Source organism: Desemzia sp. FAM 23990, from assembly GCF_045528485.1.
Classification (GTDB): domain Bacteria; phylum Bacillota; class Bacilli; order Lactobacillales; family Carnobacteriaceae; genus Desemzia.
Genome location: NZ_JBGQQW010000008.1, coordinates 25,423 through 40,536, shown reverse-complemented (window position 1 = coordinate 40,536; position 15,114 = coordinate 25,423). Strand labels below are relative to the sequence as shown.

Genomic DNA, 15,114 nt, shown 5'->3' with positions numbered 1-15,114 from the left:
AAATAGACAAAGGAGAGTTAGGATGATTGAATCGCATTACACACAAATTTTAGATACGATAGAAGAGTACTACACTATTATTATTCACCGTCACATGAGGCCAGATCCAGATGCGATCGGATCTCAAGCGGGTTTGGCAGAGATGCTGAAAGCCTCTTTTCCTGAAAAAAGAATTCTGAAAGCAGGAGAGTCTGTTGGCGATTTAAACTTTTTAGCTGAAATGGATGAAGTAACGGATGCAGACTATAAAGGAGCTTTGGTGATTGTAACAGATACAGCAAACACACCTCGCATCAGTGATAAAAGGTATAATTTGGGGGACAAATTGATCAAAATAGATCATCATCCCAATGATGAACCTTATGGCGATATTGTTTTAGTCAATATTGATGCCAGCAGCTGCAGTGAGATTATTGCTGATTTCTATGTGCAGCAAAAAGATCGGCTGAAGCTGTCTGATGAAGCAGCTAGATTGCTTTATGCCGGTATCATTGGAGATACTGGACGTTTTCTTTACCCAGCAACGACCTCACAAACGATGCGCATTGCGGCTGAACTGATGGAATACGATTTTATCCCAAATGAGATCAGCAATCACTTGAATACGATGTCTAGAAAAGTCGCTCATTTATCTGGATATGTATTGCAAAATTTAGAAATCAGTCCTTCTGGAGTAGGAAAAGTAGTGTTAACGTCTGAATTGATGAATCAATTTGGTGTGACAGATACGGAAACAGCTAAAATTGTTTCGTTGCCAGGAACGATTGATGATGTGTTGGTATGGGGAATATTTGTAGAACAGCCAGAAGGCTATTTCAGATGCCGTTTGCGATCAAAAGGGCCAATTATCAATGAAGTCGCCAAGCAACATCATGGCGGCGGACATCCATTAGCCAGTGGCGCTAATGCCAAAGATCTGGAAGAAATCAATGAAATTATAACGGCCTTCGAAAGCTTAGCCAACGATTGGCCCAAATAAAGCTAGCTAAAAAGATCGGAATTTATTCCGGTCTTTTTTGTTGCTCACAATAAATTGTTCATTTCTTTATATTTTTGCCATAATTTAGTCAATTTAATAGGGTAAAATAGAAATAAGTCATACAGCCATGGTATAGGTGCTGCTAAAGCAAGAGCTGAGAGAGCAATTGTAACCACCAGACTGCAGGAGAAGAGATGTCACCATGTTTTTAGGCAGACATCCTACTTGAGTAGGATGTTTTTTTGAGGGATGTTTGGTAAACTATCATAGACTTTTAGAAAATAAGCTCCTAAATGACGGATATAAAAATTAAGGAATGAATGAGATGAAAGAAAAACTAAAAATTTATTTACATCAATTTTGGAAATGGCTGTTGCCATATCTGTTAATAGTTAAAAATCATGTAGTACGATTTTGGAGAAGATTCCACGTGGGAAAAATTCTTGTTTTAGCAGGATTAATTGCGGCTCTATTTGCAACAATCTCTTTGTATATTTATGCTAAAGCAGAAGATGTTGAGGACCTGAAAGCTGGTATTGAAGAAGTCACTAAAGTATACGATATTGAAAGCGAAGAGGCCGGAACGTTGTATTCTCAACGGGGGACATTCGTCTCACTGGATAATATGGCACCTGAATTGATCGATGCAGTTATCGCTACTGAAGACAATCGGTTCTATAAGCATAAAGGATTCGATGTCATCGGAATTGCTCGTGCGGCTGTCCAGTACGTGATCAACGGTGGTCAAATCAGCGGGGGAGGGAGCACCATCACCCAACAGTTGGCTAAAAACAGCTTTTTAACGTTGGATCAGACCTTGACTAGAAAATTAAAAGAATTATTTTTATCTATTGAAGTTGAAAAAGAATACAGCAAAGATGAAATTTTAGAGATGTATTTTAATAAGTCTTATTTTGGGAACGGCGTTTGGGGCGTAGAAGATGCTTCGCAAAAATATTTTGGGAAATCAGCTTCTGAACTCGATCTTTCAGAATCGGCTACTTTAGTAGGGATGCTGAAAAACCCGTCTTCGTATAATCCAATCGACAGCATGGAAAATGCTGTTGGCCGTCGTGATATTGTGTTGAGCTTGATGGTGAACAACGAGGCTATTTCGCAAGAAACGGCAAGTGCAGTTCAGCAAGAAAGTTTGGCTTTAGTAGACAATTACCAAGAGTCAAATGGTTATAGATATCCGTATTACTTTGATGCGATCATTCGTGAAGCAGAGTTGGCTTACGGGTTTTCAGAAGAAGAAATCCTAAGCGGCGGATACAAAATCTATACTTCTTTAGATCAATCCTATCAGCAGGAAATGGATCAAGTGTATCAAAATGATTCTTTCTTTGATGACGCAGATGATGGTACTTTGCTGCAAAGTGCTTCTATCATGTTGGATTCAAAAACGGGCGGTGTGCTAGCCGTTGTAGGCGGACGTGGAGAGCATATCTTCAGAGGTTACAACCGTGCAATACAAGCTGCACTGCAACCAGGATCGGTGTTGAAACCCTTATCCATTTATACTCCAGCTTTGGAAAGAAATTATGAAATAGATTCTATGCTTCCAGATGAAGAAGGGCTGACTTTTGGAGAAGACAATTACTCTGTTTCAAACTGGAACCATCAATACCTTGGAGAAGTTCCATTGTACGAAGCATTGGCGGATAGTTTAAATGTGCCGGCAGTTTGGTTGTTGAATGATATTGGATTAAATACAGGGATAAAAAGTTTATCTAAATTTGGTATCGAAGTAGGGAAAAAGGACAAAAATTTATCTTCCGTAGCACTAGGAGGTATGTCCACTGGCGTTTCTCCAATAGACATTGCGAGTGCATACACCGCTTTAGCAAATGGTGGGATTCGAAGTGAAGGGTACTTCATTACAAAAATAGTCGATTCTACAGGAGCTGTGGTTGTAGACAATACGACACCTGAACAGAATAAAGCTACTTCCCCAGAAATAGCTGAAGAAATGACCAGTCTGTTGATGGGTGTATTTACCAGCGGTACTGGAAAAAGCAATAAACCAGCAGGCTATACGATTGCAGGAAAAACAGGTAGTACTCAGCTAACATTTGGTGACAATACAGATGGTACGAAAGATCAATGGACAGTCGGGTATACTCCTGATATTGTGTTGACTACATGGATGGGATTCGATAGTACGGACGAAGACCATTATATGACAACCAGCAGTGCAACAGGTGTTGGACCATTGTTTAAAGCACAAATGGAAGAAATTTTACCAGAAACGCCATTGACGGCTTTTGAAACAAAAAGTGCAGAAGCCATTCTGGCTGAAAAAGAACCTCAAGAGAATTGGACCGATAACCTGCAAGATTCGGTTGATTATTGGAAAGAAAAAGTCAATGATGGAGTTTCTGAACTTAAAGACAAGACAGCTAACTGGCTGGATGGTTTGCTGGGCAATTGAGTTTTCAGTGAAACATTAACGTTTTATGTGAATTAACCTGTATGGATAGTGAAATAATCCTTGTAGTGTTATAGTTATTGAGATGCAACAGGTTACAATAATTTTCTAGGAGAGTGACTATATGAGTACAAACGTTTATGATACAGCTAACCAATTAGAAAGAGAATTAAGAGAATCAGAAGCTTATGTAAAATTACAAGCTGCTTTAGGAGAAATCAAATCTGATGCAGACGCAAGTGCGGTATTCCAAGAAGTTCAAGGGATCCAAATGAAATTACAACAAATGCAACAAAGCGGACAAGAAATTACTGAAGAGCACATTCAAGAAGCTCAAGTAATCTCTGAAAAAGCTGGCGCAAACGAAAAAGTTCAAAATTTGATGGAAGCTGAACAACAAATCAGCTCAATGATCGATGATTTAAACCGCATCATCATGCAACCTATTCAAGATTTGTATCAAGCTCAAGGAGAATAGTACCTAAGTTTGTGGAAAAACAAACTTCAGAATTGTTTCCATTGAAAAGGGTTGGGACAAAAGGTGAAATCCGTCTTTTGTCTTACCATATTGTCATAAATTAAGGATAAAAATAAAAAACTCATTCTCCAAATTTGATGAAAAGTGTCGTCAAATTTGAGAATGAGTTTTTTGTTATAAACTTTTGTCTTCATTTCTGTTTAGGGCATGTATGAATTGAATTTTTATAGGAACTCCAGTTTCTCTCTTCATCTGTATCAAATGCCCAAAAACAGTGATACCTATTTCGGATAAGACAAACAGAATGCTAAAAGCAATTCCGCTAACGGCTAGGTAGTTTAACATGAATCCTCTCTCCTTTTTACCGGGATTAGAAAAAATAGAACACTTTATAATGACTTTAACATTGATAGGTCTTTTTTTTAATAAAATGCTTTCTTTTTTAACTGTTTAAGACCATGTAGTTATCCTTTTTTTATATTCATGTAAAACCTGCAGCTAGTTTATGATAGGCTAAATATTTTTTTGCGCTTAAAAAAGAACATATGTGCGGTTTTTTGTGTATAATGAAGAAGACAATATTATAGAAAGAGGTAGAAGTAAATGGTGCAATTTATTCATGCAGCCGATTTACATTTAGATAGTCCTTTCAAAGGGATCAAAGGCTTGCCCGCTTTTATTTGGGAGGCTATATACCAATCTACTTTTCAAGCTTTAACTCATTTGGTAGATTTAGCGATTGAAAAGCAAGTGGATTTTATTTGTTTAGCAGGGGATATCTATGATGGAGAAGATCGTAGTGTAAAAGCGCAAGCTTATTTAAAAAAAGAGATGGTACGTTTAAAAGAAGCCGGTATTCCAGTGTACTTGATTCATGGGAATCATGATTACGTGGAGCAAAATGGATTGCAATTAGATATGCCGGATAACGTTACTATATTTCCATCAGCAGCAGAAACACTGCATTATGAAACGACTAATCACGAGAGAATTGCCTTAACAGGTTTTAGTTACAATAAACGATGGATCAGTGAACGAAAAATAACGGATTATCCGATGCGCAGCTCACAAGCAGATTATCACATTGGCTTGCTTCATGGCTACCAAGAAGGAAATGCTTCTGAACACGATAAATATGCTCCCTTTAGCTTGCCTGAATTAAGAAGTAAACAATACGATTATTGGGCTTTGGGACACATCCATAAACGCCAAGTACTCGGAGAACACCCGTTGATTGTTTATTCTGGGAATACTCAAGGTAGAAATCGAACAGAAAGCGGACCAAAGGGATGTTATTTGGTGACTTTGGCGAATAAAACAGAAAAGATAGACTTTTTTCCTTTAGCGCCTATTAAATGGGAAACGGTAGAAGTGTCACTCAAGGGTAAAAAATCGTTGCAAGAAGTCTATCAAGTTTTGAACGGAACAATCCGTACTTACCAAAATGAAATTCACAGCACGTTATTAGCGATAGAATTAACCAATACAAGTGATTTGATTGAGGGAGTGTTGCGTAAAATCCGACAAGGAGATTTGCTTGAAGGATTGCAACAAATTTCTCAAACCGTACCGTTTGTTTTTGTGGTTCAATTGTCTCTTCAATCGAAAAAGGAACAGACTCTGCCTTCTTTGGTTCAGCTATTTCCAGACGAATGGCAGCAAACGCTACAGGAACTTCAAACAGGGACGGCCTTCAAAGAGACCACCCAAAGTTTCTTTGATAGTCAACGCTTGAAGGATGTTTTGATTGACAGAGATGAAAAATACCGACAACGCATTGTTCAAATGGCCGAACAAGAAATACGTCAACAATTAGGTCACGAAGGAAGTGGCATTGATGAAGATTAAAGGAATAGAAATTTACGGATACGGCAAATGGGTAGACAAAAAGTTTACGGACATTGGCGAATTGCAAGTCTATTACGGACAAAATGAAGCTGGCAAAACAACGTTAATGTCTTTTATACACAGTATTTTATTTGGTTTTCCTACAAAACAGAGTTCTGAGTTGCGTTATGAACCAAAAGAAAGTACGCGCTATGGCGGCCGGCTGATCGTAGAAGAGACTCCATATGGTGGAGCCATAATAGAACGAGTAAAAGGGAAAGCTAATGGAGATGTCACAGTAACTCTATCCAATGGAGTAATCGGATCTGATGAGTTGCTGGAAAATATATTGTACGGCATAGACAAAAAGACTTACCAAACGTTGTTTTCATTTGATTTAGACGGCTTACAAGATATGCAGAAAATGAATGAAAAGAAACTCAATCGTTATTTTTTAAGTATCGGAACGTTAGGAAACGAACAATTATTGAGAGTAGCGGATAGATTTGAAAAGCAAGCTAATGAGTTGTTTAAGCCGACTGGACGAAAACCTGAAATCAATCAAAAAATTCGTCAAGTAGAATCCAAGCAAAAGCAGCTGCAAAAAGCAAAAGACAAAAATCAACAGTACATGGAGTATTACCAGCAAAAATCGCAGTTAGAAGAAGACATTCAAACAAGTAAAGAAAAACGGCATAAAATGGAAGCCGCGATCAGTCATTATCAAAGATTAAACGCTAATTGGAGTCATTATGCTGAGATGCAATCTATCCAACAACAAATAGCCAAAGAAAAATTAGCTGATCTGCCCGAAGAAGGATTGTACCAACTCAATAATCTACAAGAACGGATCCATGAGATAAAAGGAACAATCACCGATATTCATGAAGAATTAATGAGTATTCAAGAAAAACAAGAGCCTTCTAGAAAACTGAGCTTTTACTTCAACCATGAGCAATTGATTGAAGAGCTGCTAGCTGAGTTAGAGGACATTCAGCAACAAGCTATGGAGCAAGAACAAGTGCAAACAGAAATCCATCAGTTGGAACAAGAATTGATCCAAGCGAAGTTTAAAGCAGGACTTTCTCCGGATAGTCCTGTTCCTGAACAGCTGACGGAGGAGAAGAGACAATTATTCTCTGCGTTATCCAAGGAATGGCAAGAGATTGAACAGAAACAAACTGCTGCTAACGAAAAAGCTCACTATTTAAATTATCAACATCAACATTTGTACCAGCAATTAGATCTGTTAGAACAACAATTGTGGAGTCAAGATCAATTTCAAGAAGCAGAAAAAGCATTTAAAAAACAACATTCAGAACAAAATACCTATATTACGTCTAAAGAAGTCCGCCGCTCCAAGATGAAGAATCAACCTAAACAAATGATTTCCCTAGTCTTTGGTGTGCTGCTAGCAATAGTGGGATTAGTGATGAGCAATTTATTAGGCTATGGTTTGGTCGCTATGGGGGCCATATTAGCGATTTGGACACTCAGCTATTCGTTTAGTAAATCTCAAGAGGCTGCAAATGAGCTGTCTGCAGCGGAAAAGGAAGATCCGCTTGTTTCGTATGAATCTTTTGTACAGCAAAAAGAAATCAAAAAACAATGGCGCGAAAAATTAGCTGAGAATGATCAAGTAACGTTTGATTTGAATCAAGTAAAAGAATTGGAAATAGAACTGGAGAAAAAAATAAGTTTATTGAAACAACAGGAAAGATCGTTAAAAGAAGAACACGGCTATCCCTATTCTTTCTCTCTCATGGAACTTGAACGAGAAGAAGACCCTTATCGATCTATGCGTGAAATAGATCAGCAGATACGTCTCAAAGAACAGCGCATAGCAGTTTTGGAACAAAGCGTTTATTCTTGGAGGGATCAGACGAATATTCTTGAAGCTGTGATTTTTTTGGATTGGAATTCCTTACCGAGTATTATCAATGGAGTAAAACATTACAAAGAGGAAGTAACCAACGAAAGGATCCAACGCAATCAATTATTGCAGACTGAAAAAGAAATCCATACTCGATTGCAGCATTGGGACAAGCAGCAAAAAGAGCTGGAACAACAACGAACTAAACTCTTCCGTTCTATACAAGTTAAAGACGAAGATGAATTTCGCAAAAAGTATATTTTATTCCAAAATCTTACAGAGAAAAAGAATCGTTTAAATGTATTAGAGAACCAATTGACACAGGATATTACACTCTACAATCAATTTAAAGACCAAACGGAATTACAAGAAAACGTTCAGCAGTTAGCATCTGATATTCAAACGATGAAAGAAGCAGAAGAAGCAAAACTCAATGAAAAAATAAATTTTGAGTTATCTATGCAACGTTTAGAAGAAGGCGGAGAGTATTCGGTGCTGCTGCAAGAAGTAAGTAATTTGGAAAGTGAATTACAGTTATTGGTTGATCAATGGTCAAGTTACAAAGTGGCTGCCGCAATCATCGAACGAACGCTCAACTTAGCAAAAAAAGATCGGTTTCCTCAAACCATCAAGGATACTACAGCGTTCTTTCATTTATTGACAAGTGGAAGCTACCAAAACGTGTTTGTAGAAGAAGAAGAGCTGCTGGTGCAGCACCAAGATGGAGCCTTATTCAATGCCTCAGAATTGTCTAAAGGGACAGCAGAGCAGTTGTATGTAGCCTTACGCTTTGCTTTTGTTAAAAATACCAGTGACTTGGTCAAACTTCCTTTGTTGATCGATGACGGGTTCGTGAATTTTGATACTGCAAGGAAAAGTGAAATGCTTGAATTACTGAAAAAGATGAGTGAGACCACCCAAATACTTTATTTTACATTTGATGAAACGATCAAACAAACTTATCCAAATCAGCTGGTAGAAATGCTATAATGAAAACGTAGAAACTGTTGATGTTAGCTGATTTTAATACTAAAAAGCAACTTTGTGTAAAAGATTTATGACGAGGAGGAGTATGATGTCAGAAAAGAACTTGTATGATTACAATGTGGACGAAACGTTTGAGATATTTCTGTTGATCAAGTCTGCGGAGGTACGTGTAGCAAAAAATGGCAAAAAATTTATTGCCTTTACTTTCCAAGATAAAAGTGGACAAATGGATGGGAAGTTTTGGGATGCTTCAAATGAAGATATTGAAAAGTATGTTTCAGGCGCTATTGTAAAAGTATCTGGAAAAAGAGAACTGTACCAAGGGAATCCTCAAATTAGATTGTATAAATTACGTTTATCTTCAGTAGGAGAACCAGATTCAGCAGAACAATTTATCGAAAAATCCCCCATTAAAAAAGAAGATATGGTAGAGGAATTGAACCAAACTTTATTTGAAATTACAAATGCGCACTGGAATCGAATTGTTCGTCATTTATTAACAAAATACCAAAAAGAATATTTTGAATCTCCAGCAGCTAAAAGATTCCATCATGCATTTCATGGAGGTTTGGCATTCCATACTATTTCTATGCTCAGACTGGCTAAAGTTATTGCAAATCAATATGAGAATATCAATCAATCACTATTGTATGCAGGAGTCATCATTCATGATTTAGGAAAGGTAATTGAGTTGACTGGTCCTGTTTCAACCGAGTATACTTTAGAAGGTAATTTAATAGGGCATATTGTGTTAGTAGATGAAGAAATATCAAAAGCCTGTGCTGTATTAAAAATAGATGAACACAGTGAAGATGTACTTCTTTTGAAACATATGGTGTTAGCACACCATGGAAAACAAGAATTCGGTTCTCCTGTACAACCTAAATTGAGGGAAGCCGAGATCCTTTATCATATCGATCATTTAGATGCGACGATCAATATGCTGGATACAGCGTTGAGCCGCACAGAACCAGGGACATTTTCAGAAAGAATATTTGGATTGGAGAATCGTTCGTTTTACAATCCTTCTGTTTCAACTGCCCCAAAAAGCGAATAAGAAGTAGATGAAAATGACACCTATTCTGAAACAAAGATTGAAATAGACAGTAAAATATGGTTAACTATAGATAACTTACAAAAAGAAAGTATTTTAACGTATGGTTAAAATACTTTCTTTTCTATCATTTCGAGAATATTTTTTTGGAAGGAGAGGTTTTATTTGGAAAAAAAATCAGTTGATGTTTCCCAGATACAATCTGTATCGACTGGAAACGAAGCCTGGATATGTGATATCAACACAGGTATATGTGGTACGGTTTCTACTACTCAAGAAACGATTGAACCCTTACAAGTTGATTTTTTCAAAACAGTCAAAAATAATCAATCAGTTGAAAGAGAGGATAATGAATGACGCGTGCGACAAAATCAGTACCGACAGTAGACCTTTATTACGCAACAGATCCATTATGTTCATTTTGTTGGGCATTTGAACCAACCCTGCTTAAATTCCGTTACCAATATAAACATTATTTAGCGGCAGATACGATTTTAATGGGCGGTATGATTCCTAGTTGGGATACCTTTGGGGGAGACCCAGGAAATGGGATTTAAAAAGCTGCCGACGTCACACATCACTGGCAAGAGATTGGGCAATATACTAGAATGCCGATTGATGGAACGATATGGACAGAAAAACCCATTGATTCATCTTATCCCAGCTCACGGGTGTTTGAGATTGTACGACGAGACTTTCCCGAATCCGCTGACAAAACGTTACGCCAGATACGTGAAGCAATCATGCTGCGCAATCAAGACATTTCAGAGAAAAGTGTCTTAGAGGCGATTCTGGAAAAGGTAGGATTGGATAGTCAAGTTATCCTTGAAGAAGCAGAAGGCGCAGCTGGACAAGAATTATTGGTCCAAGATTTGCAAATGGTTCAAGCTTTACAAGCATCCGGATTTCCGACTGTTGTTTTGGTCAATAGTCAAAATCAAGGATTGAAAATTGTGGGAGCTCAACCTTTTGAAGCGTTAGTAAGTGCTCTGGAACAGATTTTACCAGAAGGAACGAGTCCAGTTCCTGAGACTGTTCCTAGTTTAACTGAAGTAGCGAAAGGTCATCCGACGTTAATGTCTAAAGAAATTGAAGTGTTGTATAATCTTGAAAAAGAAGCAGTGCTTGAATTTGTAACTTCACAACTATCGGCTGATCAATTTGAAACAGAAATGATCATGAATGAAATGTATTATAAATTGCACTAATTGAAGATAAAGAAAGACCCGATCATTTTGATCGGGTCTTAAACTTTTTCTGAGATTATTCTTCAGAAGACTCTGCATCAGTTGATGCACTTGATTCATCAGCAGATTCTTCGCTTGATTCAGTTGATTCTTCGGACTCATCGGTAGATTCAGTAGATTCAGTAGATTCTCCAGATTCATCAGTAGACTCCTCAGACGTAGTACCTGTTTCTTCAGCAGGGGCTATGAAAGTATCCATGATGCCTTGTAAATCTTCGTCATTGATTTGGATATTTGCGTCTTTTAGAATGCCGGAAAGAATGTTGAAGACATATTCGTCATCCGCTAATTTTTCATTTATGATTTGTTCTGTCAATACTTCAGTTTCTTCTTCTAAAGTTCCCTTTTCAGGTTTTTCATCCATCTTAATAATGTGATAACCATAGGTAGATTGTACTGGTTCTTGAGTTATTTCGCCTTCTTCTAATGCCATTGCAGCTTCTTCAAATTCGGCAACCATTTCTCCAGTGGTGAAAGTTAATTGACCGCCATTAGCAGCAGTACCTTCATCTGTTGAATTTTCTTGAGCCAATGTTGCAAAGTCAGCTCCATTGTTTAATTCTTCAATCAATGAGTTAGCTGTTTCTTCGTCAGCTACTAAAATATGAGAAGCTGTCATTGGTGGAACATATGCATCGTAAGCAGCTTGAAGATCCTCATCTTCAATGGTTGTATTGTCTTTAACAGCTTCTTCAATTAATAAGCTGTAACGAATTAAATCTTTATAAGAATCAGCAGTGTAGCCTGATGAAGATAGAACGTATTCAAATCCCTCAGCTCCGCCATAAGCAGCAGCTTCTTCTTCGAATGCTGCGGCAACAGCTTCGTCATTGACAGCTTCTCCATAAGATTCTTCCAATACATCTGTAATGATCATTTGTTGAAGCGTTGCAGCTCCATATGTTTCTTTCATTTCTTCGTATAGCGCATCTTGTGAGATTTTGCCTGCTGTAGTGGAAGCCACTGTATCATCAGCACATCCAGCTAATGCAATTCCTGCTAAAACAGCTGTAGCTGTTAATAACATTTTCTTCATTCAAACACATCCGTTTCCTAATTTTCGCTGTTAATAAATCAACAACCTCGATTACTAATATAACACAATAGATTTGATAAAAAAATCTTCTCTGAGAAGTTTTCTATTAAAATCAATGAAAAATCATAGAAAAATCATACTCTTTGTCAAGTAAGTTTTTTTATCAAAAAAATACAGGCGAGATCTTAGGTGATCCACCTGTATAAGTATGCTGGTTTATCATTATTTAATGAACTGTGACGATTAGTTTTTTGTATCTTCTTGATTGGCAGAAGATTTCATACTTTCTGTCATATCTTGCACATCACTATTCAATTTGTTTGCTTGTTCTTGAATTCTGCGCATTCTAGGTTCAACTTCGTAAGAAAACTCCTGAACCGTTTCGTTCATGTCTTTGGCAAAATCGGTAGCCAACGTTTTTCCTTCATTTGTTAATTCTGAGATAGCACCTTTCAAGTCTTTAACTTTGTCCGTTACATCTTGGACCAAAACAGTCGTGTCATCTAAATAACTTTTCATCGCTTCACGATTTTGTTCACCGGTTCTAGGGGTTTTTAATAATCCGTATGCTCCACCTACGATCGCACCAAATACTAACCCGCTTGCTAATCCTATTTTCATACTGATTCCTCCATTTCATGTCGAATTGATTTAGCTAGTTGATCTAATTCTTCAGGAGAATAGTTCTCTGAATTATCTCCAAAATGAATACTGAACGTATCTTTTTCATCATAACGAGGCAACAAATGAATGTGACTATGGAAAACAGATTGGTAAGCTAATTTTCCATTGTTATTCATAATGTTCATTCCTTGAATGGAAGAGTCTGATTTTTTCAATCCTCTGGCAATTCTAGGAATACGTGAAAAAACTTCTTCAGCTAATTCATTATCGTATTCATAAATATCCGCTACGTGTTTTTTGGGTACCACTAAAGTATGGCCTTTAGTCACTTGTGTGAGATCCAAAAAAGCAACGACAACGTCATCTTCATACACTTTTCTACTTGGTATTTCGTTATTGATGATCTTACAAAAAATACAATCCTCCATGCAAATCCTTCTTTCTCAAATCAATAGTTTTACAAATCCGGAAATCTAACTTAGTATACGTCAAATGTATCATAAAACCGATTTAAAGTGAAATAAGACAAGCTTCTTATGGTACAATAAATAAAATAATGAAGTACTGGAGGATTACCTGAATGAGTTTAGAAGTAGCAAATGTCACTGGTGGATATAGCCAAGTACCAGTATTAAAAGATGTCTCATTTGAAATTGAGGATGGTCAATTGATCGGTTTGATTGGGTTAAACGGAGCTGGAAAAAGTACGACCTTAAAACACATCATCGGATTGATGGATCCTTTCAAAGGAAATATTACGATTGATCAATTAACCTTAAAAGAAAATGCTTCTGCTTACCGAAAAAAGTTTGGTTTTGTTCCTGAAACTCCTGCATTATACGAAGAATTAACCTTAAGAGAGCACATTGAAGTGACGGCCATGGCTTACGATATTCCTATGGAAGAAGCTATGAAACGCGCGGATCACTTATTAAGAACCTTTCGTTTAGAAAAAAAACTGGAGTGGTTTCCGGCGAATTTTTCAAAAGGGATGAAACAAAAAGTCATGATCGTTTGCGCTTTTTTAGTTGATCCAAGTCTTTACATCATTGATGAACCTTTTTTAGGTCTTGATCCTTTAGCTATCCATGCATTGCTGGAATTGATGGACGAGAAGAAAAAATCTGGAGCATCCATTTTGATGTCTACCCATATTTTGGCGACTGCTGAAAGATATTGCGACGGATTTATCATTCTTCATGATGGAAAAGTTCGGGCAAAAGGCTCCTTAGCCGATCTGCGGCAAGCTTTCCATATGCCGGATGCTAATCTAGACGAGATTTACATCGAGCTGACCAAAGAAGAAGGTCGTTCAGTATGAGTGTGGTAGACATATGGAAAAGACGCTTAGCAGATCATCAAAAAACGATGATGAAGTATTTGAAGTATGTACTGAATGACCACTTTGTCATCGTTTGTTTATTTTTATTGGGAGCATTAGGGTACGGCTACTCAGAAACGTTAAAAACGGTGTCTACAAATTTCATTTACGGACGTATGATAGCGGTAATTGTTTTTTCGAGTATCCTGTTTATTGGGAAATTAGCCACTCTAACTCAGTCAGCAGATATCGTCTTTTTATTGCAAAAAGAAAAGGAGATGGACGCTTATTTCAAGAAGGCTAAAGGCTACAGCATGATTCTGCCATTAGCTGTTATAGCGTTTATTTCGGTCGCTGTGATGCCTTTATTAGTAGCGACCAGTTCATTTATGTTTACGGACTGGATATTCTTTTTTGCTTACTTAGCTGTCCTGAAGGAAGTAGAATTAGATGCGCAATGGTTGAAAATCAAACAACCCATAGAAAAAGAGCGCAGCAAATTAACCATTCTGGTGATTCTTCTGGTCGTAGTGAGCAGTATGTTCGCGTTATATCTGCATCCATTAGCTGGTCTTGTCAGTGCTGTTGCAGGAAGTGTGTTCTGGCATTTCCAAATAGGAAAGGCTAGACAAATCTTCCGCTATCAATGGGAATACTTGGTCCAAAAAGAAACGGCACGTTTAAAATTGATTTATCAGTTTATTAATTTATTTACAGACATTCCAGCACTAAAAGGAACGATCAAACGAAGAGCATATTTTGACAACCTATTAAAGCGGATTCCATTAAAACATCAAAACACCTACTTGTATCTGTTTTCTAAAGCTATTGTGCGAGGAACTGAATATAGCGGATTAGTGTTTCGTTTGAGCTTGATAGGTGTTGTGGTGATTGCTTTGTTAGCCAATCCTCTGTTGAATGGTATGATGAGTGTTTTATTTCTTTATTTGACAGGATTCCAATTGATTCCATTGTATTACCATTACGATAACCATTTGTTATCCGTTTTGTATCCTGTTGATAAGAATCAGAAATTATCTGCGATGCAAACCATTTTGTTATTCTTACTAGTGATTCAAAGCAGTTTGTTTTTAGTGGCTAATCTATTAACAATGCCTATCGTTGTCAGTATAGGGTTATTTATATTAAATGTCCTGTTTAGTTGGTTGTTCAGTCGATTCTACTTAGCTTCCCGCATCAAAAAGCTCAATAAAGGGTAAAATCAAACAGACAAATAAAAAAAATAATGCATTTACG

Annotated in this window: 13 protein-coding genes and 1 pseudogene; 10 read left to right on the top strand and 4 right to left on the bottom strand. The window is 37.2% G+C overall.

Annotation, left to right across the window (positions count from 1 at the left end; genetic code table 11):
- Positions 1–22: 22 nt before the first annotated feature.
- The 3 genes from ACEN4I_RS04750 (at position 23) to ACEN4I_RS04740 (ending at position 3,888) form a co-directional block, all read left to right on the top strand.
- Entirely contained in the window at positions 23–979 is a 957-nt protein-coding gene (locus tag ACEN4I_RS04750) for a DHH family phosphoesterase (RefSeq protein ID WP_407102231.1), read from the top strand.
- 316 nt (positions 980–1,295) lie between these two features.
- Positions 1,296–3,413 carry a PBP1A family penicillin-binding protein gene (locus tag ACEN4I_RS04745; protein ID WP_407102234.1) on the top strand — a complete coding sequence of 706 codons (2,118 nt, stop codon included), beginning with the start codon at positions 1,296–1,298 and terminating at the stop codon, positions 3,411–3,413.
- A gap of 121 nt (positions 3,414–3,534) precedes the next feature.
- Positions 3,535–3,888 carry a YlbF family regulator gene (locus ACEN4I_RS04740; RefSeq protein ID WP_407095715.1) on the top strand — a complete coding sequence of 118 codons (354 nt, stop codon included), beginning with the start codon at positions 3,535–3,537 and terminating at the stop codon, positions 3,886–3,888.
- Positions 3,889–4,062: 174 nt separating this feature from the next.
- Here ACEN4I_RS04740 and ACEN4I_RS04735 read toward each other — a convergent pair whose 3' ends face one another.
- Positions 4,063–4,233 carry a hypothetical protein gene (locus ACEN4I_RS04735; RefSeq protein ID WP_407095716.1) on the bottom strand — a complete coding sequence of 57 codons (171 nt, stop codon included), beginning with the start codon at positions 4,231–4,233 and terminating at the stop codon, positions 4,063–4,065.
- Between the two features lie 258 nt (positions 4,234–4,491).
- On the opposite strand from ACEN4I_RS04735, the gene ACEN4I_RS04730 reads away from it, so the two are divergent.
- From ACEN4I_RS04730 to ACEN4I_RS04710, 5 genes and pseudogenes are all read left to right on the top strand, one after another.
- On the top strand, positions 4,492–5,736 hold the full coding sequence (locus ACEN4I_RS04730) for a metallophosphoesterase (RefSeq protein WP_407095717.1): 1,245 nt from the start codon (positions 4,492–4,494) through the stop codon (positions 5,734–5,736).
- On the top strand, positions 5,726–8,578 hold the full coding sequence (locus ACEN4I_RS04725; protein ID WP_407102235.1) for an AAA family ATPase: 2,853 nt from the start codon (positions 5,726–5,728) through the stop codon (positions 8,576–8,578). The genes ACEN4I_RS04730 and ACEN4I_RS04725 overlap by 11 nt, the downstream gene beginning before the upstream one ends.
- A gap of 85 nt (positions 8,579–8,663) precedes the next feature.
- A complete protein-coding gene (locus ACEN4I_RS04720; RefSeq protein ID WP_407095719.1) occupies positions 8,664–9,632 on the top strand; it encodes a 3'-5' exoribonuclease YhaM family protein in 969 nt (322 codons plus the stop codon).
- A 162-nt stretch (positions 9,633–9,794) separates the two neighbouring features.
- Complete coding sequence (locus tag ACEN4I_RS04715) at positions 9,795–9,986, top strand: hypothetical protein (protein WP_407102236.1); 192 nt, start codon at positions 9,795–9,797, stop codon at positions 9,984–9,986.
- Positions 9,983–10,837, top strand: a pseudogene (locus tag ACEN4I_RS04710) (DsbA family protein). Before ACEN4I_RS04715 ends, ACEN4I_RS04710 begins: the two are co-directional and overlap by 4 nt.
- Positions 10,838–10,892: 55 nt before the next feature.
- Here the strand turns inward: ACEN4I_RS04710 and ACEN4I_RS04705 are convergent.
- From ACEN4I_RS04705 to ACEN4I_RS04695, 3 genes are all read right to left on the bottom strand, one after another.
- Complete coding sequence (locus ACEN4I_RS04705) at positions 10,893–11,912, bottom strand: peptidylprolyl isomerase (RefSeq protein WP_407102237.1); 1,020 nt, start codon at positions 11,910–11,912, stop codon at positions 10,893–10,895.
- A 243-nt stretch (positions 11,913–12,155) separates the two neighbouring features.
- On the bottom strand, positions 12,156–12,533 hold the full coding sequence (locus ACEN4I_RS04700; protein WP_407095722.1) for a YtxH domain-containing protein: 378 nt from the start codon (positions 12,531–12,533) through the stop codon (positions 12,156–12,158).
- On the bottom strand, positions 12,530–12,964 hold the full coding sequence (locus tag ACEN4I_RS04695) for an HIT family protein (protein WP_407095723.1): 435 nt from the start codon (positions 12,962–12,964) through the stop codon (positions 12,530–12,532). The genes ACEN4I_RS04700 and ACEN4I_RS04695 overlap by 4 nt, the downstream gene beginning before the upstream one ends.
- 152 nt (positions 12,965–13,116) lie before the next feature.
- Here ACEN4I_RS04695 and ACEN4I_RS04690 point away from each other — a divergent pair, with 152 nt between their 5' ends.
- Positions 13,117–13,857, top strand: a complete 741-nt coding sequence (locus ACEN4I_RS04690) for an ABC transporter ATP-binding protein (RefSeq protein ID WP_407102239.1) — start codon at positions 13,117–13,119, stop codon at positions 13,855–13,857.
- Complete coding sequence (locus tag ACEN4I_RS04685) at positions 13,854–15,077, top strand: ABC transporter permease (protein WP_407102240.1); 1,224 nt, start codon at positions 13,854–13,856, stop codon at positions 15,075–15,077. Before ACEN4I_RS04690 ends, ACEN4I_RS04685 begins: the two co-directional genes overlap by 4 nt.
- The last annotated feature ends 37 nt before the right edge of the window (positions 15,078–15,114 follow it).

Excerpts from the sequence above, each read along its gene's own strand:
- ACEN4I_RS04685 (WP_407102240.1), top strand. The coding sequence starts at position 13,854 with ATGAGTGTGGTAGACATATGGAAAAGACGCTTAGCAGATCATCAAAAA.
- ACEN4I_RS04690 (WP_407102239.1), top strand. The coding sequence starts at position 13,117 with ATGAGTTTAGAAGTAGCAAATGTCACTGGTGGATATAGCCAAGTACCA.
- ACEN4I_RS04725 (WP_407102235.1), top strand. The coding sequence starts at position 5,726 with ATGAAGATTAAAGGAATAGAAATTTACGGATACGGCAAATGGGTAGAC.
- ACEN4I_RS04750 (WP_407102231.1), top strand. The coding sequence starts at position 23 with ATGATTGAATCGCATTACACACAAATTTTAGATACGATAGAAGAGTAC.
- ACEN4I_RS04695 (WP_407095723.1), bottom strand. The coding sequence starts at position 12,964 with ATGGAGGATTGTATTTTTTGTAAGATCATCAATAACGAAATACCAAGT.
- ACEN4I_RS04740 (WP_407095715.1), top strand. The coding sequence starts at position 3,535 with ATGAGTACAAACGTTTATGATACAGCTAACCAATTAGAAAGAGAATTA.
- ACEN4I_RS04735 (WP_407095716.1), bottom strand. The coding sequence starts at position 4,233 with ATGTTAAACTACCTAGCCGTTAGCGGAATTGCTTTTAGCATTCTGTTT.
- ACEN4I_RS04745 (WP_407102234.1), top strand. The coding sequence starts at position 1,296 with ATGAATGAGATGAAAGAAAAACTAAAAATTTATTTACATCAATTTTGG.
- ACEN4I_RS04700 (WP_407095722.1), bottom strand. The coding sequence starts at position 12,533 with ATGAAAATAGGATTAGCAAGCGGGTTAGTATTTGGTGCGATCGTAGGT.
- ACEN4I_RS04705 (WP_407102237.1), bottom strand. The coding sequence starts at position 11,912 with ATGAAGAAAATGTTATTAACAGCTACAGCTGTTTTAGCAGGAATTGCA.
- ACEN4I_RS04730 (WP_407095717.1), top strand. The coding sequence starts at position 4,492 with ATGGTGCAATTTATTCATGCAGCCGATTTACATTTAGATAGTCCTTTC.
- ACEN4I_RS04720 (WP_407095719.1), top strand. The coding sequence starts at position 8,664 with ATGTCAGAAAAGAACTTGTATGATTACAATGTGGACGAAACGTTTGAG.